Origin of the sequence: Minwuia sp., assembly GCF_048263705.1 — a bacterium.
Lineage (GTDB): Bacteria > Pseudomonadota > Alphaproteobacteria > Minwuiales > Minwuiaceae > Minwuia.
Map to the genome: position 1 here is coordinate 288,005 of NZ_JBLXDV010000003.1, position 26,171 is coordinate 314,175.

At 62.2% G+C, this 26,171-nt stretch carries 25 protein-coding genes and 3 tRNA genes; all 28 read right to left on the reverse strand.

Going from position 1 to position 26,171, the window contains the following annotated elements; all coding sequences use genetic code 11:
• The 28 genes from mce to ACN0X7_RS06350 all read right to left on the reverse strand — a co-directional run bounded on the left by mce (position 1) and on the right by ACN0X7_RS06350 (position 26,095).
• Positions 1-405, reverse strand: a complete 405-nt coding sequence (gene mce, locus ACN0X7_RS06215) for a methylmalonyl-CoA epimerase (RefSeq protein ID WP_417515219.1) — start codon at positions 403-405, stop codon at positions 1-3.
• Positions 405-2,120 (reverse strand): ribonuclease J, encoded by a 1,716-nt coding sequence (locus ACN0X7_RS06220; protein WP_417515221.1) that lies wholly within the window; start codon positions 2,118-2,120, stop codon positions 405-407. The genes mce and ACN0X7_RS06220 overlap by 1 nt, the downstream gene beginning before the upstream one ends.
• Positions 2,117-2,896, reverse strand: a complete 780-nt coding sequence (locus ACN0X7_RS06225; RefSeq protein ID WP_417515223.1) for a type III pantothenate kinase — start codon at positions 2,894-2,896, stop codon at positions 2,117-2,119. The genes ACN0X7_RS06220 and ACN0X7_RS06225 overlap by 4 nt, the downstream gene beginning before the upstream one ends.
• A 9-nt stretch (positions 2,897-2,905) precedes the next feature.
• Positions 2,906-3,667, reverse strand: a complete 762-nt coding sequence (locus ACN0X7_RS06230; RefSeq protein ID WP_417515225.1) for a biotin--[acetyl-CoA-carboxylase] ligase — start codon at positions 3,665-3,667, stop codon at positions 2,906-2,908.
• Positions 3,667-4,149 carry a GNAT family N-acetyltransferase gene (locus ACN0X7_RS06235; RefSeq protein ID WP_417515227.1) on the reverse strand — a complete coding sequence of 161 codons (483 nt, stop codon included), beginning with the start codon at positions 4,147-4,149 and terminating at the stop codon, positions 3,667-3,669. The genes ACN0X7_RS06230 and ACN0X7_RS06235 overlap by 1 nt, the downstream gene beginning before the upstream one ends.
• A complete protein-coding gene (gene nuoN / locus ACN0X7_RS06240) occupies positions 4,149-5,588 on the reverse strand; it encodes an NADH-quinone oxidoreductase subunit NuoN (protein ID WP_417515229.1) in 1,440 nt (479 codons plus the stop codon). The genes ACN0X7_RS06235 and nuoN overlap by 1 nt, the downstream gene beginning before the upstream one ends.
• The gene (locus ACN0X7_RS06245) at positions 5,588-7,147 is read right to left on the reverse strand and encodes an NADH-quinone oxidoreductase subunit M (RefSeq protein WP_417515231.1); all 1,560 of its coding nucleotides are present in this window, start codon (positions 7,145-7,147) and stop codon (positions 5,588-5,590) included. The genes nuoN and ACN0X7_RS06245 overlap by 1 nt, the downstream gene beginning before the upstream one ends.
• A 5-nt stretch (positions 7,148-7,152) precedes the next feature.
• Positions 7,153-9,120: an NADH-quinone oxidoreductase subunit L gene (gene nuoL / locus ACN0X7_RS06250; RefSeq protein ID WP_417515233.1), complete on the reverse strand. Its 1,968-nt coding sequence runs from the start codon at positions 9,118-9,120 to the stop codon at positions 7,153-7,155.
• Between the two features lie 10 nt (positions 9,121-9,130).
• Positions 9,131-9,439, reverse strand: coding sequence for an NADH-quinone oxidoreductase subunit NuoK (gene nuoK, locus ACN0X7_RS06255; RefSeq protein ID WP_417515235.1), 309 nt, complete (start codon positions 9,437-9,439; stop codon positions 9,131-9,133).
• Between the two features lie 20 nt (positions 9,440-9,459).
• On the reverse strand, positions 9,460-10,074 hold the full coding sequence (locus tag ACN0X7_RS06260; RefSeq protein ID WP_417515237.1) for an NADH-quinone oxidoreductase subunit J: 615 nt from the start codon (positions 10,072-10,074) through the stop codon (positions 9,460-9,462).
• Between the two features lie 45 nt (positions 10,075-10,119).
• Complete coding sequence (gene nuoI, locus ACN0X7_RS06265) at positions 10,120-10,608, reverse strand: NADH-quinone oxidoreductase subunit NuoI (protein ID WP_417515239.1); 489 nt, start codon at positions 10,606-10,608, stop codon at positions 10,120-10,122.
• A gap of 13 nt (positions 10,609-10,621) precedes the next feature.
• A complete protein-coding gene (nuoH, locus tag ACN0X7_RS06270; protein ID WP_417515241.1) occupies positions 10,622-11,680 on the reverse strand; it encodes an NADH-quinone oxidoreductase subunit NuoH in 1,059 nt (352 codons plus the stop codon).
• Entirely contained in the window at positions 11,673-13,745 is a 2,073-nt protein-coding gene (nuoG, locus tag ACN0X7_RS06275) for an NADH-quinone oxidoreductase subunit NuoG (RefSeq protein WP_417515243.1), read from the reverse strand. Before nuoG ends, nuoH begins: the two co-directional genes overlap by 8 nt.
• 50 nt (positions 13,746-13,795) lie before the next feature.
• Positions 13,796-15,073, reverse strand: a complete 1,278-nt coding sequence (gene nuoF / locus ACN0X7_RS06280; protein WP_417515245.1) for an NADH-quinone oxidoreductase subunit NuoF — start codon at positions 15,071-15,073, stop codon at positions 13,796-13,798.
• Positions 15,073-15,690, reverse strand: coding sequence for an NADH-quinone oxidoreductase subunit NuoE (gene nuoE / locus ACN0X7_RS06285; RefSeq protein ID WP_417515247.1), 618 nt, complete (start codon positions 15,688-15,690; stop codon positions 15,073-15,075). The genes nuoF and nuoE overlap by 1 nt, the downstream gene beginning before the upstream one ends.
• Positions 15,687-16,862, reverse strand: coding sequence for an NADH-quinone oxidoreductase subunit D (locus ACN0X7_RS06290; RefSeq protein WP_417515249.1), 1,176 nt, complete (start codon positions 16,860-16,862; stop codon positions 15,687-15,689). Before ACN0X7_RS06290 ends, nuoE begins: the two co-directional genes overlap by 4 nt.
• A gap of 2 nt (positions 16,863-16,864) precedes the next feature.
• Positions 16,865-17,485, reverse strand: a complete 621-nt coding sequence (locus tag ACN0X7_RS06295; RefSeq protein WP_417515251.1) for an NADH-quinone oxidoreductase subunit C — start codon at positions 17,483-17,485, stop codon at positions 16,865-16,867.
• A 28-nt stretch (positions 17,486-17,513) separates the two neighbouring features.
• The gene (locus ACN0X7_RS06300) at positions 17,514-18,080 is read right to left on the reverse strand and encodes a NuoB/complex I 20 kDa subunit family protein (RefSeq protein WP_417515253.1); all 567 of its coding nucleotides are present in this window, start codon (positions 18,078-18,080) and stop codon (positions 17,514-17,516) included.
• The gene (locus ACN0X7_RS06305; protein WP_417515255.1) at positions 18,050-18,424 is read right to left on the reverse strand and encodes an NADH-quinone oxidoreductase subunit A; all 375 of its coding nucleotides are present in this window, start codon (positions 18,422-18,424) and stop codon (positions 18,050-18,052) included. The genes ACN0X7_RS06300 and ACN0X7_RS06305 overlap by 31 nt, the downstream gene beginning before the upstream one ends.
• Positions 18,425-18,577: 153 nt before the next feature.
• Positions 18,578-18,654, reverse strand: a tRNA-Asp gene (locus ACN0X7_RS06310).
• Between the two features lie 141 nt (positions 18,655-18,795).
• A tRNA-Val gene (locus ACN0X7_RS06315) sits at positions 18,796-18,871 on the reverse strand.
• 104 nt (positions 18,872-18,975) lie between these two features.
• On the reverse strand, positions 18,976-19,251 hold the full coding sequence (locus tag ACN0X7_RS06320) for an HU family DNA-binding protein (RefSeq protein ID WP_417515257.1): 276 nt from the start codon (positions 19,249-19,251) through the stop codon (positions 18,976-18,978).
• A gap of 148 nt (positions 19,252-19,399) precedes the next feature.
• Entirely contained in the window at positions 19,400-21,811 is a 2,412-nt protein-coding gene (gene lon, locus ACN0X7_RS06325) for an endopeptidase La (RefSeq protein WP_417515259.1), read from the reverse strand.
• A 130-nt stretch (positions 21,812-21,941) separates the two neighbouring features.
• The gene (clpX, locus tag ACN0X7_RS06330; RefSeq protein ID WP_417515261.1) at positions 21,942-23,207 is read right to left on the reverse strand and encodes an ATP-dependent Clp protease ATP-binding subunit ClpX; all 1,266 of its coding nucleotides are present in this window, start codon (positions 23,205-23,207) and stop codon (positions 21,942-21,944) included.
• Between the two features lie 153 nt (positions 23,208-23,360).
• Complete coding sequence (gene clpP, locus ACN0X7_RS06335; protein ID WP_417515263.1) at positions 23,361-24,005, reverse strand: ATP-dependent Clp endopeptidase proteolytic subunit ClpP; 645 nt, start codon at positions 24,003-24,005, stop codon at positions 23,361-23,363.
• A gap of 113 nt (positions 24,006-24,118) precedes the next feature.
• Positions 24,119-25,513, reverse strand: a complete 1,395-nt coding sequence (gene tig / locus ACN0X7_RS06340) for a trigger factor (protein WP_417515265.1) — start codon at positions 25,511-25,513, stop codon at positions 24,119-24,121.
• A 122-nt stretch (positions 25,514-25,635) separates the two neighbouring features.
• Positions 25,636-25,720, reverse strand: a tRNA-Leu gene (locus ACN0X7_RS06345).
• Positions 25,721-25,849: 129 nt separating this feature from the next.
• Positions 25,850-26,095 carry a hypothetical protein gene (locus ACN0X7_RS06350; RefSeq protein WP_417515267.1) on the reverse strand — a complete coding sequence of 82 codons (246 nt, stop codon included), beginning with the start codon at positions 26,093-26,095 and terminating at the stop codon, positions 25,850-25,852.
• Positions 26,096-26,171 lie beyond the last annotated feature (76 nt).

Here is a 26,171-nt window from a genome sequence, read left to right on the forward strand (position 1 = left end):
TCAGACCTGCTCCAGTTCGACCAGTGTGCCGCAGAAGTCCTTCGGGTGCAGGAACAGGACCGGCTTGCCGTGCGCGCCGATCTTCGGCTCTCCGCTGCCGAGCACGCGCGCCCCCTCGCTCTTCAGCTGATCGCGGGCCGCGATGATGTCCTCGACCTCGTAGCAGACATGGTGCATGCCGCCAGACGGGTTGTTCTTCAGGAAATTCTCGATCGGCGAATCCGCGCCCAGCGGATGCAGCAGTTCGACCTTGGTGTTGCCCAGATCGACGAAGACCACCGTCACGCCATTGTCAGGCTCCGGCTGCGGGTCCGAAACCCTGGCCCCGAGCGTCTCGCGATAGGTTTTCGATGCCGCTTCCAGATCGGGTACGGCAATGGCGACATGGTTCAAGCGTCCGATCATCAGACGGCCTCCTTCCAGCTTTCGTTGGCAGTTTTCTCGCCCTCTTCCAGGCGTACGACTTCGACTTCCGTCAACGGCCGGCGGCTGGTGACCTGCTTGACGACACGGCGGGCGGCACGCGAGGCGGCCTCGGCCAATGCATCGTCTCCGGCGGGCCTGCGCCCGTTCACCTTGCCCAGCTCCCGCTCGATCGCGACGGCCACATCATTGGTCAGGGCGGCCATCTCGCGGCCTTCGGCAACACCGGCCAGCATGATCCGCGGATCTTCCACCAGTTCGCTGTCGGCATCCACGACCAGCACGATCATCATCACGCCGTTGCCCGCCAGCTTTCGCCGGTGCTGCAGCATGGCCGCGGCCATCACCACCAGTCCGGCGGGATCGACCGCCAGCCGTCCGACCGGCACCTCCGACACGATCTCGGGTTCACCGGGTGCCAGCCGCAGCACATCTCCGTTCAGGATGACCTGGGCGGCCGGCATGCCGCCTTCCTCGACCGCGAACCGGGCCTGCTCGATCAGGTGCCGGGCCTCGCCGTGCACGGGCACGACCAGTTCAGGCCTCACCAGTTCGTACATGCGCTTCAGTTCCTCGCGGGCGGGATGTCCGGAAACATGTACGAAGTGGTCCTTCTCGCTGATCACCTCGATATCGTTCAGCGCCATCGCATTGTGCATGCGGTAGAGCGTCTTCTCGTTTCCGGGAATGATCTTGGAGGAAAAGATGACGGTGTCGCCGGGCCTGAGGTCGATGTTCGGATGATCGTCCATGGCCACGCGTGCCATCGCGCCGCGCGGCTCACCCTGGCACCCCGTACACAGCAGCAGCGTCTTGTTGCGCGGCATTCGCGCCGCATCCTTGTCCGTCAGGGGCGGCTTGATCGTATCCAGATAGCCGACCGCGCGCGCGGCCTGATAGAACTTCCAGAGTGACCGCCCGACCAGCACGAAGGCGCGTCCCGAGGCTTCGGCCGCGCGCGCAACGCTTTCCAGACGCGCCACGTTGGATGCGAAAGTGGTCACGACGATGCGGTTGTCCGGACGCTCCTTCACCAGGTCGATCAGCGCGCGGCGAACGTCCGACTCCGATCCGGATGTGCCCGGATCGAACACATTGGTCGAGTCACAGACCAAGGCCAGAACGCCCTTGTCACCCCAGGCCTTCAGCGCCGCCTCATCCGAGGTCGGCCCCATCAGAGGATCCTTGTCCAGTTTCCAGTCGCCGGTGTGCATGACCGTGCCGTGCCGCGTCTCGATCGCCAGCGCCTTCATTTCCAGCGTCGAGTGCGTCAGGCCGATCGGCGTGATGCGGAACGGATCGAGGTCGATCGCGTCATCGTTCTCGAACACATGCACGGGCACGTCACCCCGCAACCCCGCCTCGTCCAGCTTGGCATTCAGCGACTGCTCGGCAAACGGCGTCACATAGACCGGGCAGCGGAACCGCTCCCAGAGGTGATGGACCGCGCCGATGTGATCTTCATGCGCATGGGTGATGACCAGGCCGACCAGATCCTTCGCCTCGGATTCGATGAAGGTCGGATCGGGCACGATCAGATCAACGCCCGGCAATGATTCGTCGGCGAAGGTCATGCCGCAATCGACCATCAGCCACTTGCCCGCCACTCCGTAGAGCGTGAGGTTCATGCCGATCTCACCACACCCTCCCAGCGGGACGATCACCAGTCCATCACGATGCGGGTGGGTTTTGCTCAAAGCGTTGTCCTCGGGTTGCGGCGGCTGATCTCCAGCAGGCCCCTCATGGTCAGGTCACGATCGATGCTGTCCAGCGCGTCCGTCCCGTCGGAGAACATGACCGCGAGTCCGCCGGTGGCAATCACCTTCATCGGCTTGCCGAAATCCTGCTTGATCCGCGTGACCAGGCCTTCGATCAGACCGACATATCCGTAGTAGACGCCCGACAGCATGGCGGATTCGGTGTCGTCGCCAATCACCTTCGTCGGGCGCTCGATGGCAATGCGCGGCAGTTTCGCCGCCGCCATGTGCAGCGCCTGCAGGCTGAGGTTGATACCGGGCGCGATGACACCGCCGTGGTAGTTGCCGCTCTCGTCGATCACATCGAAAGTGGTTGCCGTTCCGAAGTCCAGAATGATGGCAGGGCCGCCATAGTGGATGTGCGCGCCGACGGCGTTCACAAGTCGGTCCGCACCGACATCGCGGGATTTCTCGATCAGCACCTTGATCCCGATATCGACGTCCGGATCGCCGACGACGATGGGTTCGCAACTGCAATATCGACGACAGAGCGTGCGCAGATTGAACAGGCTCTGCGGGACCACGCTGGCGATGATCGCCGCGTCGATCTTGTCGAAGCCGATATCGACCAGGTTCATCAGGCTGGAGAGCCAGACGGCATATTCGTCAGCCGTCCGCGCCGAGTTCGTGCCGGCACGCCATTCGCCGATGATCTCCTCGCCGTCGAACACGGCGAAGGTCGTATTTGTGTTGCCCGCATCAATGGCGAGAAGCATGCGACTTTCCTATTCCTGCGGATTCGGGCGGAACACGTCCGCAGCGGCGATGCGTACCACGTCCCCCCCTCCGGTTTCCAGCACCAGCGCACCGTCTTCTGCAAGGCCTGCAAAGATGCCATGTACTTCGCGATCCGGCAAACGCGCGACGACTGGTTCTCCCATACCGTCGGCGCGCGCCAGCCATGCTTTCCGGATCGCCTGAAAACCTTCCGATTGCCAGACGGCCACCCAGTCCCGCAGGTGGCCGGACAGCCCCGCCAGCACCGTCTCGACCGCAATGCCGTCAACCAGATCGCCCAACGCCACCGCGGGATAGGGCGTGTCGGCCGGTTTCGATGCGATATTGACGCCGATGCCGACAATCACCGCCAGACGACCGGCTTCCATGGCGGCGGTCTCCAGCAGTATCCCCGAGAGCTTTGCACCATCGATCAGAACATCGTTTGGCCATTTACAGCGCACGGCTCCCGGATCAGGGACATAGTCCCGCGCCATGTCGCACACGGCCAGGGCAGCCACGAAAGAAAGCTCGGGCAATTCACCAACGGGCCTGGCCGGATCGAATGCGAACGACGCATAGAGATTGCCTGGCGGACTGATCCAGTCGCGCCCGCGCCGCCCCCTGCCCTGCAACTGGCGCTCCGCCGTGACGACGAAGGCATGCTCCGCCACATCCGCGATCCGCGATCGGGCCTCGTCGTTCGTCGATCCGGTGTCTTTCAGTGCGATCCGCCGGAAGGTCATGCTGTTTCGGTCGTCGTGAACCATCAGTCCAGCACCCGCATCATGAAGACGCTGTTGGGGTCGGACACATAATCTCCGAACGGTCCGCATTCGTGAAAGCCGTGGCTCAGATAAAGTGCGCGCGCCGCCGCATAGCCATCCATCGTGCCGGTTTCCAGGCGGACGCGTCGAAAACCCCGCCTGCGGGCTTCCGACAGGGCGTGCGCAAGCATTGCCCGCGCGACGCCGCGTCCGCGATGCGCGGTGGCCGTGAACATGGATTTGAGTTCGGCTTCATCCCCGTCCAGCGCTTTCAGGGCACCGCAACCGACAATCTCGCCCGCATCGCGGACCGTCCAGAAGGTCATGCCGGGTTGCGCAAGCTTTTCCGCGTCCAGCGTATGATTGCTGGTCTCCGGGGTCTGCACCCAGGAGTGTGCCAGGTGAGCCGCGAGCAAGGCGCGCGCGGCTGGCGTGCCGGGATCGTCGGGGACAATGTTGAAGTTGGCGCGCCCTGGGGCGTCCATCAGTCGAACAGCGCCTGCGCGGCAGCCGTAGCACTCTGCAGGACCCAGCCGGGCACGATGACGAACACCGCGACCAGTATGGCCGTCGCCCCCATGACCAGCCCCAGATCGGACCCGACCGGCTTGGACAGCGGTTCATCGGCCTCGTCGAAATACATGAACTTGATCAGGCGGAGGTAATAGAAGGCTCCCACCACACTGGCCAGAACACCGATGACAGACAGCACGATCAGGCCGGCATTGATCGCCGCCATGAAGACATAGAACTTGCCGAAGAAACCGGCGAGCGGCGGAATGCCGGCGAGCGAGAACATGAAGATCGCGAGCGCCAGCGCCATACCGGGATGGGTCTTCGCCAGACCTTTCAGATCGGTGATCTTCTCCACCGGCTGCTCCCCGCGCCGCATCGCCAGGATGCAGGCGAAGGTTCCCAGATTCATCACCAGATAGATGACCAGATAGATCAGGACTCCGCGAACCCCTTCGGGCGTCGCCGCAGCCAGTCCGACCAGCGCGTAGCCGACATGACCGATCGAGGAATAGGCCATCAGCCGCTTGATGTTGGTCTGCCCGATGGCGGCGAACGCACCCAGGACCATCGACAGCGCCGCGATCAGCCAGATGATCTGGGTCCAGCTGCTTTCCAGTCCGCCGAACGGTTCCAGCATCGCCCGGATGAACAGCACCAGCGCGGCCACTTTCGGGGCGGTGGCGAAGAAGGTCGTCACCGGCGTCGGCGCGCCTTCGTAGACGTCCGGCGTCCACATGTGAAACGGGACGGCCGAAACCTTGAAGGCCAGCCCCGCGGTCAGGAACACGATGCCGACCACCAGCCCCAGGCCGGCGGTCTCGGAGCCGGCCAGCGCCGCCGCGATTCCCGGAAAGCTGGTTGCCCCCGTGAAGCCGTAGATCATGGAGCAGCCATACAGCAGCATGCCCGACGACAGGGCGCCGAGGACGAAATACTTCAGACCGGCTTCGGTGGCGCGGGTCGAGTCGCGCCGGAAGGCCGCCAGGACGTAGAGCGGCAGGCTCTGCAGTTCGATGCCCATGTAGAGCGACATCAGATCGTTGGCGGAGACCATCATCATCATGCCAAGCGCGGCGATGGTCATCAGCACGGGGAACTCGAAGCGGTTCATCTGATGCGCCGCGTTGAAGCGGATCGACATGATGATCGACAACGCCGTGCCGATCAGGATCAGGACCTTGGCGAAACTGGAGAAGTCGTCCGAGACGAACATGCCTTCGAACGTGACGCCGCTGTCCGTCGCCGTGACCACCAGAATGATGGCAACGATCATCACGACCACCGCCATCCATGCCGTGTTGCGTGCCGCGTTCTCGCCTTTCGAGAAGACGCCGAACATCAGCATCACCATGGAGGCGATGGCGACGAAGATCTCGGGGGTCGCGAGGGCGTAATCGTGCGCGTTCATCAGTTCGTCTCCGCCGGCTGGGCCGCCAGATCGCCAGCCTCACTCATTACTTCCGCCGCCAGCATCGCCTTGTCATGGTTTTCCAGCAGATGCATCACCGACGGCTCCATGATGTCCAGGAACACGGACGGATAGATACCCATCCAGAGCACGGCCACGACCAGCGGGGCGAAGATGGCGATCTCCCGCGGGCTGAGATCCAGCATCTTTTTCAGATCTTCCTTCTCCAGCGCACCGAACACGACACGGCGATAGAGCCACAGCGCATAGGCCGCGCCCAGTATCACGCCGGTGGTCATCAACATGGCCACCCAGGTATTGGCCTCGAAGGCCCCGACGATGACCAGGAACTCGCCCACGAAACCTGCGGTGCCCGGCAACCCGATCGAGGCCATCGTCATCAGCAGGAACACGAACGCGTAGCGCGGCATGGTCTCGACCAGCCCGCCGTACCGGGCGATCTCGCGGGTGTGCAGACGGTCGTAGATCACGCCCACGCACAGGAACAGCGCGCCTGAAATCAACCCGTGCGCCAGCATGACGAAGATCGCGCCTTCGATGCCCTGCGGGTTGAAGGTGAACAGCCCGATGGTGACGAAACCCATGTGCGCGACGGATGAATAGGCGATCAGCTTCTTCATGTCCTGCTGCATCAGCGCGACCAGCGAGGTGTAGATCACCGCGATGACCGACAGCGCGAAGATCAGCGGCGTGAAATCGACCGAGGCGACCGGGAACATCGGCAGGCTGAAACGGATGAAACCGTAACCGCCCAGCTTCAGCAGCACACCGGCCAGGATGACCGAACCGGCGGTCGGCGCTTCCACGTGGGCGTCCGGCAGCCAGGTGTGAACCGGCCACATCGGCATCTTCACGGCGAAGGAGGCGAAGAACGCCAGCCACAGCCAGGTCTGAACGCTGGCCGGTATCGCGGTCTCGGGCGCGGTCGCCCGCGCGATCAGTTCCGGAATGCTGGTGGTCTCGGCGTAGAAGTACATCCACAGGATCGCCAGCAGCATCAGCACCGAACCGGCCAGCGTGTAGAGGAAGAACTTGAACGTCGCATAGATGCGCCGCTGCCCGCCCCAGATGCCGATGATCAGGAACATCGGGATCAGTCCGCCCTCGAAGAACAGGTAGAACAGCACCAGGTCCAGCGCGCAGAACACGCCGATCATCAGCGTTTCCATCAGCAGGAAGGCGACCATGTATTCCTTCACGCGGGTCTGGATCGATTCCCAGCTCGCCAGGATGCAGAGCGGCATCAGGAATGTGGTCAGCATGACCAGCGGCATCGAGATGCCGTCCAGTCCCATCCGGTAGGTGATGCCGAACCCGATCCAGTCGCTTTCCTCGACGAACTGATACTCGTGCGTCGTGCTGTCGAACTGGAACCAGACCACCAGCGACAGGACGAAGGTCGCCCCTGTGGTCCACAGCGCCGCCCAGCGGTAGTTCTTGTTCACGCTCTCATCGTCGCCGCGGATCAGCAGCAGGATGATCAGCGCCCCCGCCAGCGGCGCGAAGGTCAGGATACTGAGAAGAGGAAAGTCGGTCATCTCACTCAAACCCCGATGGCGTAGAAGTAAAAGGTCACCAGCGCGGCCACGCCGATCAGCATGGCAAAGGCATAGTGATAGACGTAGCCGGTCTGCACCGACATCACGCGGCGGGTGGCCTTCAGCACGGTCGACGAGATGCCGTCAGGTCCCAGGCGGTCGATGATCCAGCCGTCCCCGCCCTTCCACAGGATCGTGCCCAGCGCCTTCGCGGGACGAACGAAGATCCAGTCGTACAGTTCGTCGAAATACCACTTGTTCAGCAGGAACAGGTACAGCGGGCGATGGGTCCGCGCTGCGCCCTCGGGCAGATCGGTATTCCGGATGTAGAACAGCCAGGCCAGCGCGATGCCGATCAGCGACATCACCAGCGGCGAGATCTTCACCCAGAACGGCACGCTGTGGGCGGCTTCCATCGCGCCGTGCTCCGGCAGGATCAGGATCGCATCGCCCCAGAAGTCATGCCAGTGGTGCCCGGCCATCGGGGCGGCGAACAGGATGCCCGAGAACACGGCACCGATGCCCAGAATATAGAGCGGGATCATCATCACCGGCGGCGAGTCATGGATGTGCTCCATCGTCTCACGCGGCGCGCGCGGCTTGCCGTGGAAGGTCATGAACAGCAGACGCCAGGAATAGAACGCCGTCATCACCGCCGCCGCCAGCCCCATGATCATGGCGAACTGCCCCAGCGCGTTGCCGGCGCCAAACGCGGACTCGATGATCAGGTCCTTGGAATAGAACCCGGCAAAGCCGAAGACGTATGGAATACCGATACCGGCCAGCGCCAGCGATCCGATCCACATCAGGACGTAGGTCTTGCGGATGTGGCGCGCCAGTCCGCCCATGCGGCGCATGTCCTGCTCGTCGGCGACGGCGTGGATCACCGATCCGGCCCCCAGGAACAGCAGCGCCTTGAAGAAGGCGTGCGTGAACAGGTGGAAGATCGCGATCGGATAGGCCGACAGACCGGCAGCGAAGAACATGTAGCCCAGCTGGGAGCAGGTCGAATAGGCGATGACGCGCTTGATGTCAGTCTGCACCAGCCCGACCGTTGCCGCGAAGAACGCCGTACAGGCTCCGATCACGGTCACGACCGCCAGCGCATCGGGCGAATATTCGAACATGGGCGAGCACCGGGCCACCAGGAAGACACCCGCTGTCACCATGGTCGCGGCGTGGATCAGCGCCGACACCGGCGTCGGCCCTTCCATCGCGTCCGGCAGCCAGGTGTGCAGCGGCAACTGCGCCGACTTGCCCATCGCCCCCATGAACAGCAGCAGACAGATCGTGGTCAGGATATCGACCTGATAGCCCAGGAACTCGAACGTCTGGCCGACCTGATCGGGCGTGGCCGCAAACACCCCGGCGAATGTCACATCGTCATAGACGAGGAAGATTCCGGCAATGCCCAGCGCGAACCCGAAGTCGCCGACGCGGTTGACGATGAAGGCCTTCATGGCCGCGGCATTGGCCGACGGCTTCTTGTACCAGAACCCGATCAGCAGATAGGACGCCAGCCCGACGCCTTCCCAGCCGAAATAGAGCTGCACGAAGTTGTCACTGGTCACCAGCATCAGCATCGCGAACGTGAACAGCGACAGATACGAGAAGAACCGCGCGCGATGCGGATCGTGGCTCATGTAGCCGATCGAGTACCAGTGCACCAGGCAGGACACGGTGTTCACCACGATCAGCATGACGGCCGTCAGACTGTCGATCTGCAGCGCCCAGTTGACCTCGAAATCGCCGGAACGGATCCACGAAAGCAGATCGACCTGTGCGGCGTGGGCGTGCCCGTCCGACGACAGGATCGCGGTGATGTCGAAGAAGACGATCCACGAAAGCACGGCGGCCAGCGTCATCAGTCCGCAGGTCACATACATGGACGCGCGGTCGCCGAGCATCCGCCCGAACAGGCCTGCGAGAATGGCCCCGATCAGAGGCGCGAAGACGATCAGAACATAGATCATGGGATCCGCCTCAGCCCTTCATCATGTTGATGTCTTCAACCGCGATGGAACCGCGGTTGCGGAAATAGACCACAAGGATGGCCAGGCCGATCGCCGCCTCGCCGGCCGCCACCGTGAGCACGAACATCGCGAAGATCTGTCCGACCATGTCGTTCAGATGCGTCGAGAAGGCGACCAGATTGATGTTCACCGCCAGCAGCATCAATTCGACCGACATCAGGATGATGATGACGTTCTTCCGGTTCAGGAAGATGCCGAAAACGCCCAGCGTGAACAGGATCGCCGCAACCGTCAGATAATGTCCGAGACCGATTTCCATAGACTTCCCCTCCGCCCCTCTCAGATGCCCTGACCGGGACGGATTTTCTTGAGTTCGACCGAATCGGACCGGGCACGGCCAACCTGATCGGAGATACGCTGCTTCTTGACGCCGGGCCGGGTGCGCAGCGTCAGCACGATGGCGCCGATCATCGCCACCAGCAGGATCATGCCGGCCGCCTGGAACAGGTAGATGTAGTTCGTGTAGATCAGATCGCCGAGCGCCTTGGTGTTCTCGCGCACGTCCGGCGGGGGCGTTGCCGCCACCGGATTGGCCACGATCTCCGGCGAGATCACCCAGGCTCCGACGACCAGCAGGATTTCCACCAGCAGGATCACGCCGACCAGGAGACCGACCGGCAGGTACTGGATAAAGCCCTGGCGCAGTTCGACGAAATTGATGTCCAGCATCATCACGACGAACATGAACAGCACCGCAACCGCACCGACGTAGACAATCACCAGGATCATCGCCAGGAACTCGGCCCCCATCAGCACGAACAGGCCCGCCGAATTGAAGAAGGCGAGGATCAGGAACAGCACGGAATGTACCGGGTTGCGCGAGACAATGACCATGCACCCGCAGGCCACGGTCATGAACGCGAACAGATAAAATGCGATCGACGGCAAAATCACCGGCCGGTCCCCTCTACAGTTGGTCTCGTCAGCATCCCCGACCGTCTAGCGGTAGGGCGCATCCGCCGCCAGATTGGCAGCAATCTCCCTCTCCCAACGGTCACCGTTCGCAAGCAGCTTGTCCTTGTCGTAGAAAAGCTCCTCGCGAGTTTCCGTCGCGAATTCATAGTTCGGCCCCTCGACAATCGCATCCACCGGACAGGCTTCCTGACAGAAGCCGCAGTAGATGCATTTGGTCATGTCGATGTCATAGCGTGTGGTGCGGCGGCTGCCGTCATCGCGCGGTTCGGCCTCGATCGTGATGGCCAGCGCCGGACAGATCGCCTCGCACAGCTTGCAGGCGATGCAGCGTTCCTCGCCGTTGGCGTAGCGGCGCAGCGCGTGCTCGCCACGGAAGCGCGGGCTCAGCGGGCCTTTCTCATACGGATAGTTCAGCGTCGCCTTCGGCTTGAACATGTATTTCAATGTCAGCCAGAATCCGGCGCGCAGATCCGTCAACAGAATGGAGCGTGCGGTACGATCAAAGACACCCATCGTCCAGCCTCCCTCAGCCTTCCATGCCGGGCAGCCACCCGGCATAGAGCAACACGCCGGCGTAGAATGCGACGGCGAACAGTGAAATCGGCAGGAATACCTTCCAGCCCAGACGCATCAGCTGGTCATAGCGATAGCGCGGCAGCGTCGCGCGCGCCCAGATGAAGACGAACAGCAGCATGCTGATCTTCAGCGCGAACCAGATGATGCCCGGCACGACCGTCTCTCCGGGTATCGGCGAATGCCAGCCCCCCAGGAACAGGATGACGGTCAGGCCGCTCATCAGGATCATGTTCATGTATTCGCCCAGGAAGAAAAGGGCGAAGGTCATCGACGAATATTCGACCTGATAGCCCGCGACCAGTTCGGCTTCCGCCTCCGGCAGGTCGAACGGATGACGGTTGGTCTCCGCCAGTGTCGAGATGAAGAAGATCACGAACATCGGAAACAGCGGGATGAAGTACCAGCCCAGGATACCGCCGTTTTCCAGCCCCAGCAGATGCGCCACGCCGGCATTCGACTGCGCCTCGACAATCCCGGACAGGTTCAGCGTCCCGGCGCACAGCAGCACGGTGACGATCACGAAACCGATCGAGACCTCATAGGAAACCATCTGGGCCGCCGACCGCATGGCCCCCAGGAAGGCGTAGCGTGAATTCGACGCCCAGCCCGCCATGACGATGCCGTAAACGCCCAGCGAGGACACGGCGAACAGGTACAGCACGCCGACATTGATGTCGGCCAGCACCCACCCCTGATCGAAGGGAATCACGGCCCAGCCGATCAGCGCCAGAATGAAGGTCAGCATCGGCGCGATGATGAAGACGGTCTTGTCCGATCCGGTCGGTATGACCGTTTCCTTGAAGAACAGCTTCGCGCCGTCCGCCAGCGGCTGCAGCAACCCGAAGGGGCCTACGACGTTCGGTCCGCGCCGCAGCATGATCCAGCCCATGACCTTGCGCTCGGCCAGGGTCAGATAGGCCATGGCCAGCAGCATCGGTACCGTGATCAGCAGCACCTTGCCCAGAATGATCAGGCCGGGCAGCGCATATCCGCTCCAGAACTCAGCCATCGGTGCCCGTCGCCTCCGTGGTCTGCGCCTTGCCGACCGAATAGAGCGCCGAGCACTCCGCCATGGTCTCGCTGGCGCGCGCGATCGGGTTGGTCAGATAGAAGTCCCCGACCGACGACACGAACGGCGCATCCGACATTTCACCGCCGGCGTGCTCTCCGGTCGCGCCCGGACGCGGGACATCGACCATGTCGATCTCATCGACGATCTGCTTCATGCGGTCGCGCAACCCGCCGATATCGTCGTAGGGCAAGGGATCACCCAGCAAGGTCGACAGCGCGCGGAAGATCTTCCAGTCCTCCCGTGCCTCTCCCGGGGGATGCACGGCGAAGTCCGACATCTGGATCCGGCCTTCGGTATTGATGTAGGTCGCCGATTTCTCGGTATAGGCCGCGCCCGGCAGGATCACATCCGCCGCGTGGGCACCGGCATCGCCATGGCTGCCCTGATAGACCACGAACGCCTTGTCGAGCGACGACATATCGAGTTCGTCGGCACCGAGCAGCCAGACCAGTTCGATCTCTCCGGACGCTGCGGCGGCCAGTATCTCGCGCGTGCCCTTGCCGCCGTCGCCCGGCAGAATGCCGAGTTCAAGCCCGGCAACGCGTGAGGCGGCAGACTGCAGCACGCACAGGCCGTTCCATTCATCACCGATCGCGTCCGCGCCGGTTGCGACCTTTCTGGCGGCATCGAGGACGGCCAGACCGTCTTCGCGCGCCAGTGCGCCCGCGCCGACGATGATCAGCGGGCGCTCGGCCTGCTTCAGGACGTCGGCAAAACTGTGCGAACCGCCCGCGACTTCGGTCAGCGTCTGCGGTCCGGCACCCAGATATTCCGTCGGATAGGTCAGATCCGCGTCCTCGCCGATCACGCCGATCTTCAGCGTGCCGTGAGACTGGACCCAGGCCTTGCGGATGCGCGCGTTCAGCACGGCGGCTTCCTTGCGCGGGTTCGTGCCGATCAGCAGGATCGCGTCGGCATCCTCGACGCCGGCCAGCGTCGCGTTGAACAGGTAATCGCCCCGCGCTCCGCCGCCCACCGGCGAACCGTCCTGACGGCAGTCCACGTTGGCCGACCCGATCGCGGTCATCATATCCTTCATGGCGACCATCTCTTCGGCACCGCAGAGATCGCCGGCAATCGCGGCGACCTTCGCACCGTCGATACCATCGAGCTTCGCCTTGATCGCCTCGAAGGCCTCGGCCCAGCTCGCCGGCTTCAGCTTGCCATCGCCGCGGACGTAGGGACGGTCAAGCCGCTGACGGCCCAGACCGTCGCAGGCATAGCGCGTCTTGTCGGAAATCCATTCCTCGTTCACGTCGTCGTTCAGTCTCGGCAGAACGCGCAGCACTTCCCGGCCCCGCGCATCGACGCGGATGTTCGACCCGACCGCGTCCATCACATCGATGGTCTCGGTCTTGCGCAGTTCCCAGGGGCGCGCTTCGAAGGCGTAGGGGCGCGATGTCAGCGCGCCGACCGGGCACAGATCGATCACATTGCCCGAAAGTTCCGAATCGACCACCTGCTCCAGTGCGGTGATCTCCATGTTCTCGCCACGGAAGACGGCACCGATTTCCGGCACGCCGGCCACTTCCTCGACGAACCGGATGCAACGCGTGCAATGGATGCAGCGCGTCATGATCGTCTTGATCAGCGGTCCCATGTATTTCTCGGGCACGGCACGCTTGTTTTCTTCATAGCGGCTGCCGCCACGGCCGAATGCCATCGCCTGGTCCTGCAGGTCGCACTCGCCGCCCTGATCGCAGATCGGGCAGTCCAGCGGATGGTTGATCAGCAGGAATTCCATCACGCCCTCACGGGCCTTCTTCACGGTCTCCGTCTTGGTGTGGATGACCATGTTGTCGCCTGCGGGCATCGCACAGCTCGCGATCGGCTTGGGCGAGCGTTCCATCTCCACCAGGCACATCCGGCAGTTGCCTGCGATGGACAGGCGCTCGTGATAGCAGAAGCGCGGAATCTCGGCCCCCGCCGCCTCGCAGGCCTGCAGCACCGTCGCCCCCGCCGGGACTTCCACTTCTATTCCGTCAACCGTCAGTTTCGGCATGATATTCCGCCGTTCCCCTCAATAATCCGCTCAGTCATCCGACGCCCCGCTCAGGCCGCCTGCTTGCGAAAATCGATGATCCGCTGCTCCAGCTCCGGCCGGAAATGCCGGATCAGACCCTGGATCGGCCATGCCGCAGCATCGCCCAGCGCACAGATCGTGTGACCTTCCACCTGTTTCGTCACGTCATACAGCTTGTCGATCTCATCGACCGACGCGGCACCGCGCACCATCCGCATCATCACGCGATACATCCAGCCCGTGCCTTCCCGGCAGGGGGTACACTGTCCGCAGCTTTCGTGCATGTAGAAATGTGCGAGATTGGCAATCGCGGCCACGACGTCGGTGGACTTGTCCATCACGATGACGGCGGCCGTGCCCAGACCGGACTGCACTTCCTTCAGGCTGTCGAAGTCCATCAACTGCTCGTCGCAGATCGATTTCGGAATCAGCGGCACCGACGACCCGCCCGGAATCACCGCCAGCAGGTTGTCCCAGCCGCCGCGCACGCCACCGCAATGCTTTTCGAGCAGTTCCTTCAGGGGAATGCCCATCTCTTCCTCGACGTTGCAGGGTGTATTCACGTGTCCCGAAACGCAGAAAAGCTTGGTGCCCGCGTTGTTGGGGCGGCCGAGACCGGCGAACCATTCAGGCCCACGCTTCAGAATTTCGGGCGCAACGGCGATGGATTCGACATTGTTGACCGTCGACGGACAGCCGTAGAGGCCGACGGCAGCCGGGAACGGCGGCTTCAGGCGCGGCTGCCCCTTTTTGCCTTCCAGGCTCTCGATCAGTGCGGTTTCCTCGCCGCAGATGTAGGCACCGGCGCCGCGGTGCAGCACGATGTCGTAGTCATAGCCGGACCCGCAGGCGTTCTTGCCGATCAGCCCGGCGTCGTAGGCTTCATCGATGGCGGCCTGCAGAATTCGGGCTTCCATGACGAATTCGCCGCGGATGTAGATATAGGCCGCCGATGCGTGCATCGCGAAGCCGGCCACCAGGCAGCCCTCCAGAAGCCGGTGCGGATCATTGCGCATGATCTCGCGGTCCTTGCAGGTACCGGGCTCGGATTCATCGGCGTTCACAACCAGGTAGGACGGACGTCCGTCCGATTCCTTGGGCATGAAGGACCATTTCAGGCCGGTCGGAAATCCGGCGCCGCCACGTCCGCGCAGGCCCGATTCCTTGATCTGGTCGATGATCTTGTCCGATCCCATATCCAGCAGACCCTTCGTGCCTTCCCAGACACCGCGCTTGCGGGCATCGGGCAGGTTCCAGGGCTGGTCGCCGTAGACGTTCGTGAAGATGCGATCCTTGTCCTGCAGCATCAGGAGGCCTCCCCGGCCTGTTCCAGCAGGGTCTTGCGACCCTCAGCCGGCGCTGAAAATTTCCGGTCGATGGTCGGGCCGGGCTCGACGGTCTCGCCCGCTGCCAGCTTGTCCAGCAGCGTGACGCAACGGTCGTAGTCCAGATCCTCGTAGAAATCATCGTTGATCTGGATCATGGGTGCGTTGCAGCAGGCACCCAGACATTCGACCTCGACCAGCGAGAACTTGCCGTCATCGCTGGTCCCCGCGACCTCCAGACCGGTGCGGTCCTTGATCGCGCGGCGCAGATCGTCGGCCCCGCGCAGCCAGCAGGGCGTGGTCCGGCAGAGCTGCAGATGGAACTCGCCGACCGGTGCCAGATTGTACATCGTGTAGAAGGTCGCGACCTCGTAGGCGCGGATGAACGGCATGCCCAGCTTGTCGGCAATCGTCCGCACCGCCGCTTTCGGAATCCAGCCATGCTGCCGCTGCGCCAGATCCAGCAGCGGCATCACCGCGCTCTGCTGGCGACCTTCGGGATAGCGGGCGATGATCTTCTCGGCCTCGGCCCACACGTCCGGTTCGAATTCGAAGGATTCGGGCTGCTGTTCATCCGGTGCGACAGGACGCGCGCTCATCGGTCAATCTCCCCGAAAACAACGTCGAGCGAGCCGACGATGGCGACCGTATCGGCCAGCAGATAGCCCTTCGACATGAAATCGGTCGCCTGGAGGTGCCTGAAGCCGGGTGCGGAAATCTTGCATTTGTAGGGCTTGTTGGAGCCGTCCGAGATCAGATAGACGCCAAATTCCCCCTTCGGCGCCTCGACGGCCACGTAGGTTTCGCCTTCGGGCACGTGAAAGCCTTCGGTGTAAAGCTTGAAGTGGTGGATCAGGGCTTCCATCGATGTCTTCATGTCACCACGCCGCGGCGGGGTTACCTTCTTGTCGATCGAGGCGTGCGGGCCGTCCGGCAGGGTCTCGATGACCTGGCGGATGATCTCGATCGACTGCCGCATCTCCTCGACCCGGCAGAGGTAGCGGTCGAAACAGTCACCTGTCTTGCCGACCGGGATGTCGAAATCGTATTTCTCGTAGCCGTCATAAGGCTGAGACTTGCGCAGATCCCACGGCACGCCCGACCCGCGCAGCATCACGCCGGTAAACCCCCAGTCGATCGCATCGTCGGCGGAGATATTGCCGATATCCACATTCCGCTGGCGGAAAATCCGGTTCTCGGTCAGCAGTTCCTCGATATCGTCCAGGAAGGTCAGCTTGTCGGCCCAGTCCAGGATCAATTCAGGCAATTGCGCCGGAATATCCTGATGCACGCCACCGGGGCGGAAATAGGCCGCGTGCATCCGCGCACCCGACGCCATCTCGTAGAACTCCATCAGCTTCTCGCGTTCCTCGAAGCCCCAGAGCGTCGGCGTCATCGCGCCCACATCCATGGCCTGCGTGGTGCAGTTCAGCAGGTGGTTCAGCAGCCGCCCGATCTCGGCGAACAGAACGCGCAGCGCCTGACCGCGCGCGGGCACTTCCAGGCCCAGCAGCTTTTCCGTCGCCAGGCAGAAGGCATGCTCCTGATTCATCGGCGCCACATAGTCCAGCCGGTCGAAATAGGGCATCGCCTGCAGATAGGTCTTGTGCTCGATCAGCTTCTCGGTGCCGCGATGAAGCAGTCCGATGTGCGGATCCGCGCGCTCGACGATCTCGCCGTCCAGTTCCAGCACCAGGCGCAGCACGCCATGCGCCGCCGGATGCTGCGGCCCGAAGTTCATCATGTAGTTCTTGATCTCGACCTCGGCCATGATCAGGACGCTCCTTCAGCCGCATCATCGGCTTTCTCGTCGCCGGGAAGGATGTATTCCGCGCCTTCCCACGGGCTCATGTAGTCGAAGCGGCGGAACTCCTGGACCAGCTTGACGGGCTCGTAAACGACGCGCTTCTGCTCGTCGTCGTAGCGCACCTCGACATAGCCGGTCAGCGGGAAATCCTTGCGCAGCGGATGCCCCTCGAACCCGTAGTCGGACAGGATCCGGCGCAGATCGGGATGGCCCGAGAACATCACGCCGTACATGTCCCACACCTCGCGCTCGAACCAGTTCGCCGCACTGTAGATGTCACAGATGCTCGGCACCGGCGTTTCCTCGTCGGTCCGGATCACGATGCGCACCCGCAGATTGTGCCGGATCGAGAGCAGGTGATAGACCACGTCGAAGCGCGGGCTGCGGCCCGGCCAGTCGACGGCCGTGATATCCATCAGCAACTGGAACATGCAGGACGGATCATCGCGCAGGAACGACATCACCCGCTCCACATGATCGGCGCGAACCCGCAGCGTCAGTTCACCGAGCGATTCGGACCGTTCGATCAGCGAATCGCCGATCGCGCCCTCGATCAGGTCTGCGGTGTCTTTGAGTGCTTCATCCATGATCGATGTCAGGGCCTTACAGTGGAAATCAACGGGCGATGGTACCGGTGCGGCGGATCTTGCGCTGCAGCTGCAGGATGCCATAGACCAGCGCCTCGGCTGTCGGCGGGCATCCCGGTACGTAAATGTCGACCGGCACGATCCGGTCGCACCCGCGCACGACCGAATAGGAATAGTGGTAGTAGCCGCCGCCGTTGGCGCAACTGCCCATCGAGATCACGTACCGCGGCTCTGACATCTGGTCGTAGACCTTCCGCAGGGCCGGTGCCATCTTGTTGGTGAGCGTACCCGCGACGATCATCACGTCGGACTGGCGCGGACTGGCACGCGGCACGACGCCGAACCTGTCCAGATCGTAGCGCGGCATGTAGGCGTGGATCATCTCGACACCGCAGCAGGCCAGACCGAACGTCATCGGCCAGAGGGAGCCGGTACGCGCCCAGTTGACCAGCTTGTCGACCTGGCTGACCACGAAACCCTTTTCCGAGATCTCCTCGCCGACGTCGCGGTAGAAGGCGTCCTGGTCACCGTGCGTCACAGGTGCCGTGCCCGTCGCTCTGGGTTCTACTCCCATTCGAGAGCCCCCTTCTTCCATTCGTAGACAAAACCGATCGTCAGGATGCCGAGGAAGATCATCATTGACCAGAAGCCGAAGGTGCCGATCTCCGCCAGGCTGATGGCCCAAGGAAACAGGAACGCGACTTCGAGATCGAAGATGATGAACAGGATCGCGACCAGGTAGAAGCGGACGTCGAACTGGCGGCGCGCATCGCCGAACGGCTCGAACCCGCATTCATAGGTCGACAGCTTCTCGGCGTCCGGCCGCTGGCGTGCGACGATCAGGGACGCGATCACCATGATGGACGCGAGCCCGATGGCGACGCCCAGGAAAATCATGATCGGCAGGTATTCCACCAGCAGATTGTCGATGCCGGACATGGCGGCTCCTCAAGTGATCCCCTCAGATTCTGGCGCGGAGTATAGGAGCATGCCCCGGCATCCGAAAGCGCCAAACAGCCGCAATCTCAGGAAAAAAATCCGAAATCCGCGGCGATACGCGTGCTGCAATGTCAATCATGCAAAGGGATAAAGTGGCGGGAGTGACGGGACTCGAACCCGCGGCCTCTGGCGTGACAGGCCAGCGCTCTAACCAACTGAGCTACACCCCCGCAATTGGATGAAGCGAGGCGGGAAATACGCGTCCCGACCGCCCCCTGTCAAGCACCGAAACCCAAAACATCCGAATGACATGACAGTTTTGCGGGAATTGTCGATAAATCCCCGGCCAGCACCTGAAGACCGGCCTTGAATGGTGGGCGGTGACAGGCTCGAACTGCCGACCCTCTCGGTGTAAACGAGATGCTCTACCAACTGAGCTAACCGCCCGGCACGCTATTCATCCAGGGGCCGCGCTCGACGACGACAGCCCCGAAAACAGAAACACCGGCCACTCTTGCGAACGGCCGGTGTTCCAGATCCTGAAGCAGGAATCAGCTGTTCACAGCGTCCTTCAGGCCCTTGCCGGCCTTGAATTTCGGCTGGATCGAGGCCGGAATATCAATCTCGGCACCCGTCTGCGGATTGCGGCCCTTCGAGGCAGCGCGCTGGCTGACCGAGAACGTGCCAAATCCGACCAGCCGGACTTCGTCCGACGCCTTCAGGGCGCCCGTGGTTGCGTCGAAAACAGCGTCGACGGCATCGCCCGAGTCGCTTTTCGAAAGACCGGCCTTCTCGGCCACGGCAGCTACCAGCTCGTTCTTGTTCACGTGAAATCCCCTTTTTTGACTGCTTATCTCATCGCCTTCGGTCGGCGTCTGATTCCGCCGCAACCTTATGCACCGCGCCGCGTGCCGTCAAAAGAAAAGCCGCCCTGACGGCGGCTTTTCCCCAAGTTTCGTGACGTCTCTCTCAGGATCAGTGCGTGACGACATCTCCGCGATCCGTATCGCCGCGCGACGCGGCAAGACGCTCCGCCTCATAGGCCGCTTCGTCCCACTCCACCGCCGTCAGCGGACCGGTCAGGGCACGCGGCAACACGTCATCGACGGTGGCCACCGGTACGATCTCGATATCCCTCTTCACGTTGTCGGGGATATCCTGAAGATCCTTCTCGTTGTCGCGCGGGATCAGAACCATCTTGATTCCGGCCCGGTGTGCGGCAAGCAGCTTCTCCTTCAGACCGCCGATCGGCAACACCCTGCCACGCAGGGTCACCTCGCCCGTCATGGCAATGTCGCGACGCACCGGTATCTGTGTCAATACCGAAACAATCGACGTGACCATTGCGATACCGGCCGAGGGACCGTCCTTGGGCGTGGCGCCCTCCGGTACGTGGATGTGAATATCGCGCTTGTCGAAGGTCGGCGGAATGACACCGAATTCGAGTGAGCGTGCGCGCACGAAGGACTTCGCGGCCTGGATGGATTCCTGCATCACGTCGCCCAGCTTGCCGGTGATCGTCATGCGTCCCTTGCCCGGCAGCGTCAGCGCCTCGATCGACAGCAGTTCGCCACCGACCTCGGTCCAGGCCAGCCCGGTGGTCACACCGATCAGGTCTTCCTCTTCCATCATGCCGTAGCGGAAGCGCTTCACGCCCGCGTACTTCTCCACATTCTGGACAGTGACCTTGATCCTCTCGGACTCGCCGCTGACGATCTCCTTCACGGCCTTGCGTACCAGGTTCGCCATTTCGCGTTCCAGGTTACGGACGCCCGCCTCCCGCGTGTAATAGCGGACCACATCGCGAATCGCGTTGTCGGAGATCTCCCACTCGCCCTTCTTCAGACCGTGGTCCTTGACCTGCTTCGGCACCAGGTGCCGCTTGGCGATCTCGATCTTCTCGTCTTCGGTGTAGCCGGACAGACGGATGATCTCCATGCGGTCCAGCAGGGGCTGCGGCATCCGCAAGGTGTTCGCCGTGCAGATGAACATCACGTCCGACAGGTCGTAATCGACCTCCAGATAGTGATCGCTGAAGCTGTTGTTCTGTTCCGGGTCGAGCACTTCCAGCAGGGCCGACGACGGGTCGCCGCGGAAGTCCGCGCCCAGCTTGTCCACCTCGTCCAGCAGGAACAGCGGATTGCTCTTCTTCGCCTTCTTCATCGACTGGATGATCTTGCCGGGCATCGAGCCGATATAGGTCCGCCGATGGCCGCGGATTTCGGCCTCGTCACGCACACCACCCAGTGAAAGGCGCACATATTCGCGCCCCGTCGCATGGGCGATCGATTTGGCCAGCGAGGTCTTGCCCACACCCGGCGGGCCGACGAGGCAGAGAATCGGGCCTTTCAGTTTCTTGGCGCGCTGCTGCACGGCAAGATACTCAAGGATGCGTTCCTTGACCTTCTCGAGTCCGAAATGGTCGTCGTTCAGCACGTTCTCGGCGGCAACAATATCCTTCTTCACCCGGCTGCGCTGGCTCCAGGGGATCGACAGCAGCCAGTCGAGGTAGTTGCGGATGACGGTCGCCTCGGCCGACATCGGGCTCATGGCCTTCAGCTTCTTCAGCTCGGCATCCGCCTTTTCGCGCGCTTCCTTGGTGAACTTGGTCTTCTTGATGCGCTCTTCCAGCTCATCAAGCTCATTGCCACCCTCTTCGCCGTCGCCCAGTTCCCGCTGGATCGCCTTCATCTGCTCGTTCAGATAATACTCGCGCTGGGTCTTCTCCATCTGACGCTTCACGCGTCCGCGGATCTTCTTCTCGACCTGGATGACATCCAGTTCGCCGTCCATCTTGGCCAGGATCTGCTCCAGACGCTCCTGAACACTGAGCTTCTCCAGCAATTCCTGCTTGTCGGACAGTTTGAGCTGCAGGTGCTGCGCGACCGTATCGGCCAGCTTGCCCGGCTCCTCGATCTTCTCGACCGTGGCCAGAACCTCGTTCGGCACCTTGCGGGAAACCTTCACATACTGCTCGAACTGCTCGCGCAGCGAGCGCACGAGCGCCTCCACCGAGTTCGCATCGCCGGGCTCTTCCTCCAGCTGATCGGCAACGGCCTCGAAATAGTCGGGATTGTCGACAAAGTCGGTGATGAGCGCGCGGCGGCGTCCCTCGACCAGCACCTTCACGGTATCATCGGGCAACTTCAGCAGCTGAAGTACGGTGGAAACCGCGCCGTAGCGATAGATGTCGTCCGGCCCCGGGTCATCGACCGCGGCGTCCTTCTGCGCCACCAGCAGGATTTCCTTGTTGCCCTGCATGACGGCTTCAAGCGCGCGCACCGATTTCTCGCGGCCCACGAACAGCGGCACGATCATGTTGGGGAAGACCACGATATCGCGCAACGGCAATACGGGAAGGGCCTGAGAATTTACAGGATCAGACAAAGCAGCCTCCTTCAAACGCGGCGTCAGGACCTCTCATGAGCATCCGGTCCGCTTCGCTTGATCTATACGACAAAAAACAAGCTTCAAGGTTTCGAGCCGAAACCGTGATCGATTCGGTGCGATTCAGCGGTCAGGCCGAGGAATCGAGTTCACCGGAACGGTCTGCGTACAGCTTGAGCGGACTGGCATTGCCTTCAACGACCTCGCCATTGACCACGACCTGTTCGACGCCATCCATGGACGGCAGTTCGTACATCGAATCCAGCAGGATGCTCTCCAGGATCGACCGCAGGCCGCGGGCACCGGTCTTGCGCTGGATGGCGCGCCGGGCGATGGCCTTCAGCGCATCATCGTTGAAGGTCAGTCCGACGTCTTCCATCTCGAACAGGCGCTGATACTGCTTCACCAGGGCGTTCTTCGGCTGGGTCAGAATCTGCACCAGCGCGTCCTCGTCCAGATCACGCAGCGTCGCCAGCACGGGCAGACGACCGACAAATTCCGGGATCAGGCCGAATTTCAGCAGGTCCTCGGGTTCGACTTCCTGCAGGATCTCACCGGTTCCCCTGTCATCGGGTGAGCGAACATCGGCGCCGAAGCCGATGGAGGTGCCCTGCCCGCGCGCGGAGATGATCTTGTCCAGGCCGGCGAACGCGCCGCCGCAGATGAACAGGATGTTGGTCGTGTCCACCTGCAGGAATTCCTGCTGCGGATGCTTGCGCCCGCCCTGGGGCGGCACGCTTGCGACGGTGCCTTCCATGATCTTCAGCAGCGCCTGCTGCACGCCCTCGCCGGAGACATCGCGCGTGATCGAGGGGTTGTCGGACTTGCGGCTGATCTTGTCGACCTCGTCGATGTAGACGATGCCGCGCTGCGCACGCTCGACGTTGTAGTCCGCCGACTGCAGCAGCTTGAGGATGATGTTCTCGACATCCTCACCAACGTATCCCGCCTCTGTCAGCGTGGTCGCGTCGGCCATCGTGAAGGGCACATCCAGGATCCGAGCCAGGGTCTGCGCCAGCAGGGTCTTGCCGCAACCGGTCGGCCCCATCAGCAGGATGTTGGACTTCGCCAGTTCGACGTCACCGTTCTTGGTGCTGTGATTGAGCCGTTTGTAATGGTTGTGGACCGCGACCGAGAGCACCCGCTTCGCATCGAACTGTCCGATCACGTAATCATCCAGGACCGAGCAGATCTCGGCCGGCGTCGGGATGCCGTCACGGGTCTTGACCAGGGACCCCTTGTTCTCCTCACGGATGATATCCATGCACAGCTCGACACACTCATCGCAGATGAAAACGGTCGGGCCTGCAATCAGTTTGCGCACCTCGTGCTGGCTCTTGCCGCAAAACGAGCAATACAGCGTGTTTTTCGAGTCGCCGCCGCTAAGTTTGGTCATATCCGCTCCGATTCCTCATAGTCCCGGCATTCTAGACGAGCGTCTTGCGTCACGTACAGTCCATTACGCTTCACAAAAGGCGCAGATCACACAGCACGGTGCAGGACCGCACTGTAGACCGGTGCCTTCAACTTTGGGTTAACGCCGGGAGTCTCAACTGTCCGCGCCGTCCTTGCCGTCACCGATGACCGGCCGGGTCGCCACGACCTCATCGATCAGGCCAAAGTCCTTCGCCTGCTCCGGCGTCATGAAATTGTCGCGATCCATCGAGTTTTCAATGGTCTTCATGTCCGTGCCCGTGTGCTTCACGTAGATTTCGTTCAGCCGCTGGCGCAGGGCGATGATCTCCCGGGCATGGATTTCGATGTCCGCGGCCTGGCCCTGGAATCCGCCGGACGGCTGATGGATCATGATGCGCGAGTTCGGCAGGCTGAACCTCATGCCTTTCTCGCCGGCGCACAGCAGCAGGGATCCCATGGAAGCGGCCTGGCCGATACAAAGCGTGGCCACCTTGGGGCGGATATACTGCATCGTGTCGTACATCGCGAGACCGGAGGTCACGACGCCACCCGGTGAATTGATGTAGATCGAGATTTCCTTGGTCGGGTTCTCGGCTTCGAGAAACAGCAACTGGGCGGTCACCAGCGATGACACACCGTCATGCACCGGCCCGACGATGAAGATGATCCGTTCCTTCAGCAGCCGTGAATAGATATCGTAGGCACGTTCACCACGGTTGGTCTGCTCGACCACCATCGGAACCAGGGTATTCATGTAGACTTCGCGCGGATCGTGCATCTCGACTCCTTGATCGGCAAGGGAAAGGCGGACGTGAATCACGCCCGCCATCTGGGTGGGTCCATACTATATGGCGCTGTTCGCCGCCGACGCAAAGCCCCGACGGCGCAGGCTCAGCTTTCCGCCGCTTCCTCGGTCTCCGCGTCCGGGTCGGCCGCCAGTTCCTCCGGGCTGACCGAGCGTTCGGAGACCTTGGCCATCTCGGCGATGAAATCGATCACCTTGTCTTCGAAGATCGGCGCGCGCAGGTTCTGCATTGCCTGCGGGTTCTGCTGATAGAACTCCAGAACCTGGCGTTCCTGTCCGGGGAAGTTCCGGGCCATCTTCATGACCTCGCGATTCACCTCGTCGGGGCTGACTTCCAGATTGTTCTCGCGGCCGATCTCGGCAAGCACCAGCCCGAGGCGCACGCGGCGGGTGGCGATGTCGCGATATTCCTGCTTCTTGTCCTCGTCCAGACCTTCGTCCACGGGCTTTTCCTCATGCTCGTGGTCATGGTCATGGTCGTGGTCATGGTCATGGTCGTGGGCCGCCTCTTCGCCCTCGTTGCCTTTGGCTTCGCGGACAATCTGACCGTATTCGGCCTCGACCATGCCGGGCGGCACCTCGAAATCGTGCTTCTCGGCCAGCGCGTCCAGCACTTCGCGCTTCAGACGCATGCGCGTGATCTCGCCATACTCCTCCGAGATGCGCCCCTTCATGGTTTCCTTCAGGGCGGCGAGATCCTCCAGGCCCAACTGCTTGGCGAACTCATCGTTGATCTCGGGATCCTTCGCGGCCCGGATCTCGTGAACCTTCACGTCGAAGGTCGCGTCCTTGCCGGCCAGATTCTCGGCACCGTACTCAGCCGGGAACGTCACCTTGACCTCGACCTCGTCGCCCGCCTTCTTGCCGACCAGCTGTTCCTCGAAACCGGGAATGAACTGGTTCGATCCCAGAACCAGCTGATGACCTTCGCCGGCCCCGCCTTCGAACGGCTCGCCATCGACCTTGCCGAGGAAATCGATCAGCAGCGCATCGCCGTCTTCGGAGGCCCGGTCTTCCTCGATCTTCTCATAGTTCTTCTGATCCTGCGCCAGCCGGCCCAGCGCCTCGTCGACCGTCTCATCGGCAACGTCAGCGACCAGACGCTCGACTTCCAGCGCGCTGAGATCGGTGATCTCGAACTGCGGCAGGATCTCCAGCGACATCTTGTATTCGAGGGCGTCGCCCTCTTCGAATTTCTCGATCTCGATGGACGGCTGCACGGCCGGGCGCACATCATTGTCTTCCAGCGCCTTCTGGCTGGTTTCATTGATGGTCTCTTCCAGAACCTCGCCCATCACGTTCTTGCCGTACATCTGACGGATCAGCTTCGGCGGCACCTTGCCGGGACGGAAGCCCTTCATCTGAACCTGCTGGCTCAGCTCCTTGAGCTTTGCGGAGACTTTTTCTTCAACCTCGTCAGCGGTGACAACAATCTTGTATTCCCGCTTCAGACCTTCCGAGACCAGCTGTTCGACCTGCATCGACGCCACTTCCTTCCTTACATCGCCCGTGTTCCAGGGCCTGACTGCCGTTCGGGGAACGGCGAATTCGAATAACCGGGTTCACCGTGATCCCGTTCGAGGGACACGGTGTCCAGAACTGCTGGTACGGGCGGAGGGACTCGAACCCCCACGACTTTCGTCACCAGGACCTAAACCTGGCGCGTCTACCAATTCCGCCACGCCCGCGAATTCCGGCACGGTGCCTGCCATGCGTGAGGCGCGGCAGGCGACCCTTAACCGCGGCGGAGCCATACGCGGACAGCGATGAGCCGTCAAGCGGGTGAGGATGCAAATGAAGTGCGAAGCGGACTTGGGTCAGGCGGCCTGATCGAGCCGGCGGAACTGCTCCAGGAAACACGACAGCGCCAGAACCCTCAACTCGCCGCTGCTTTCACGGCTGCTGTGGAGGTGGGTCAGGCGGTAGTGGACGTGTGGAATACCCATCCCGTCGACCGCAACTTCGATAACTTCCGCCTTCTCGATCGCACGTCCGGAAATCGTCCTGACGTGGCGCGATCCACATTCGGGCTCGGCCTTCGCGCGCTTGCGTGAAAAGAACATGGCAGCTTTCGCCTCCAGGATGAAACTTGCCTGTGATCAATGCGCCACAGATTCCAGAAACCATCTGCCATGTAAA

Excerpts from the sequence above, each read along its gene's own strand:
- ACN0X7_RS06300 (WP_417515253.1), bottom strand. The coding sequence starts at position 18,080 with ATGGAAGAAGGGGGCTCTCGAATGGGAGTAGAACCCAGAGCGACGGGC.
- mce (WP_417515219.1), bottom strand. The coding sequence starts at position 405 with ATGATCGGACGCTTGAACCATGTCGCCATTGCCGTACCCGATCTGGAA.
- nuoH (WP_417515241.1), bottom strand. The coding sequence starts at position 11,680 with ATGGCTGAGTTCTGGAGCGGATATGCGCTGCCCGGCCTGATCATTCTG.
- nuoG (WP_417515243.1), bottom strand. The coding sequence starts at position 13,745 with ATGCCGAAACTGACGGTTGACGGAATAGAAGTGGAAGTCCCGGCGGGG.
- ACN0X7_RS06245 (WP_417515231.1), bottom strand. The coding sequence starts at position 7,147 with ATGACCGACTTTCCTCTTCTCAGTATCCTGACCTTCGCGCCGCTGGCG.
- nuoN (WP_417515229.1), bottom strand. The coding sequence starts at position 5,588 with ATGAACGCGCACGATTACGCCCTCGCGACCCCCGAGATCTTCGTCGCC.
- ACN0X7_RS06350 (WP_417515267.1), bottom strand. The coding sequence starts at position 26,095 with ATGTTCTTTTCACGCAAGCGCGCGAAGGCCGAGCCCGAATGTGGATCG.
- tig (WP_417515265.1), bottom strand. The coding sequence starts at position 25,513 with ATGCAGGTCGAACAGCTGGTCTCGGAAGGTCTGAAGCGGGAATACAAG.
- ACN0X7_RS06235 (WP_417515227.1), bottom strand. The coding sequence starts at position 4,149 with ATGGACGCCCCAGGGCGCGCCAACTTCAACATTGTCCCCGACGATCCC.
- nuoL (WP_417515233.1), bottom strand. The coding sequence starts at position 9,120 with ATGATCTATGTTCTGATCGTCTTCGCGCCTCTGATCGGGGCCATTCTC.
- ACN0X7_RS06230 (WP_417515225.1), bottom strand. The coding sequence starts at position 3,667 with ATGGTTCACGACGACCGAAACAGCATGACCTTCCGGCGGATCGCACTG.
- nuoF (WP_417515245.1), bottom strand. The coding sequence starts at position 15,073 with ATGCTGCAGGACAAGGATCGCATCTTCACGAACGTCTACGGCGACCAG.
- ACN0X7_RS06295 (WP_417515251.1), bottom strand. The coding sequence starts at position 17,485 with ATGGATGAAGCACTCAAAGACACCGCAGACCTGATCGAGGGCGCGATC.
- ACN0X7_RS06290 (WP_417515249.1), bottom strand. The coding sequence starts at position 16,862 with ATGGCCGAGGTCGAGATCAAGAACTACATGATGAACTTCGGGCCGCAG.
- clpP (WP_417515263.1), bottom strand. The coding sequence starts at position 24,005 with ATGCACGATCCGCGCGAAGTCTACATGAATACCCTGGTTCCGATGGTG.
- nuoI (WP_417515239.1), bottom strand. The coding sequence starts at position 10,608 with ATGGGTGTCTTTGATCGTACCGCACGCTCCATTCTGTTGACGGATCTG.
- ACN0X7_RS06225 (WP_417515223.1), bottom strand. The coding sequence starts at position 2,896 with ATGCTTCTCGCCATTGATGCGGGCAACACAAATACGACCTTCGCCGTG.
- nuoK (WP_417515235.1), bottom strand. The coding sequence starts at position 9,439 with ATGGAAATCGGTCTCGGACATTATCTGACGGTTGCGGCGATCCTGTTC.
- ACN0X7_RS06305 (WP_417515255.1), bottom strand. The coding sequence starts at position 18,424 with ATGTCCGGCATCGACAATCTGCTGGTGGAATACCTGCCGATCATGATT.
- nuoE (WP_417515247.1), bottom strand. The coding sequence starts at position 15,690 with ATGAGCGCGCGTCCTGTCGCACCGGATGAACAGCAGCCCGAATCCTTC.
- clpX (WP_417515261.1), bottom strand. The coding sequence starts at position 23,207 with ATGACCAAACTTAGCGGCGGCGACTCGAAAAACACGCTGTATTGCTCG.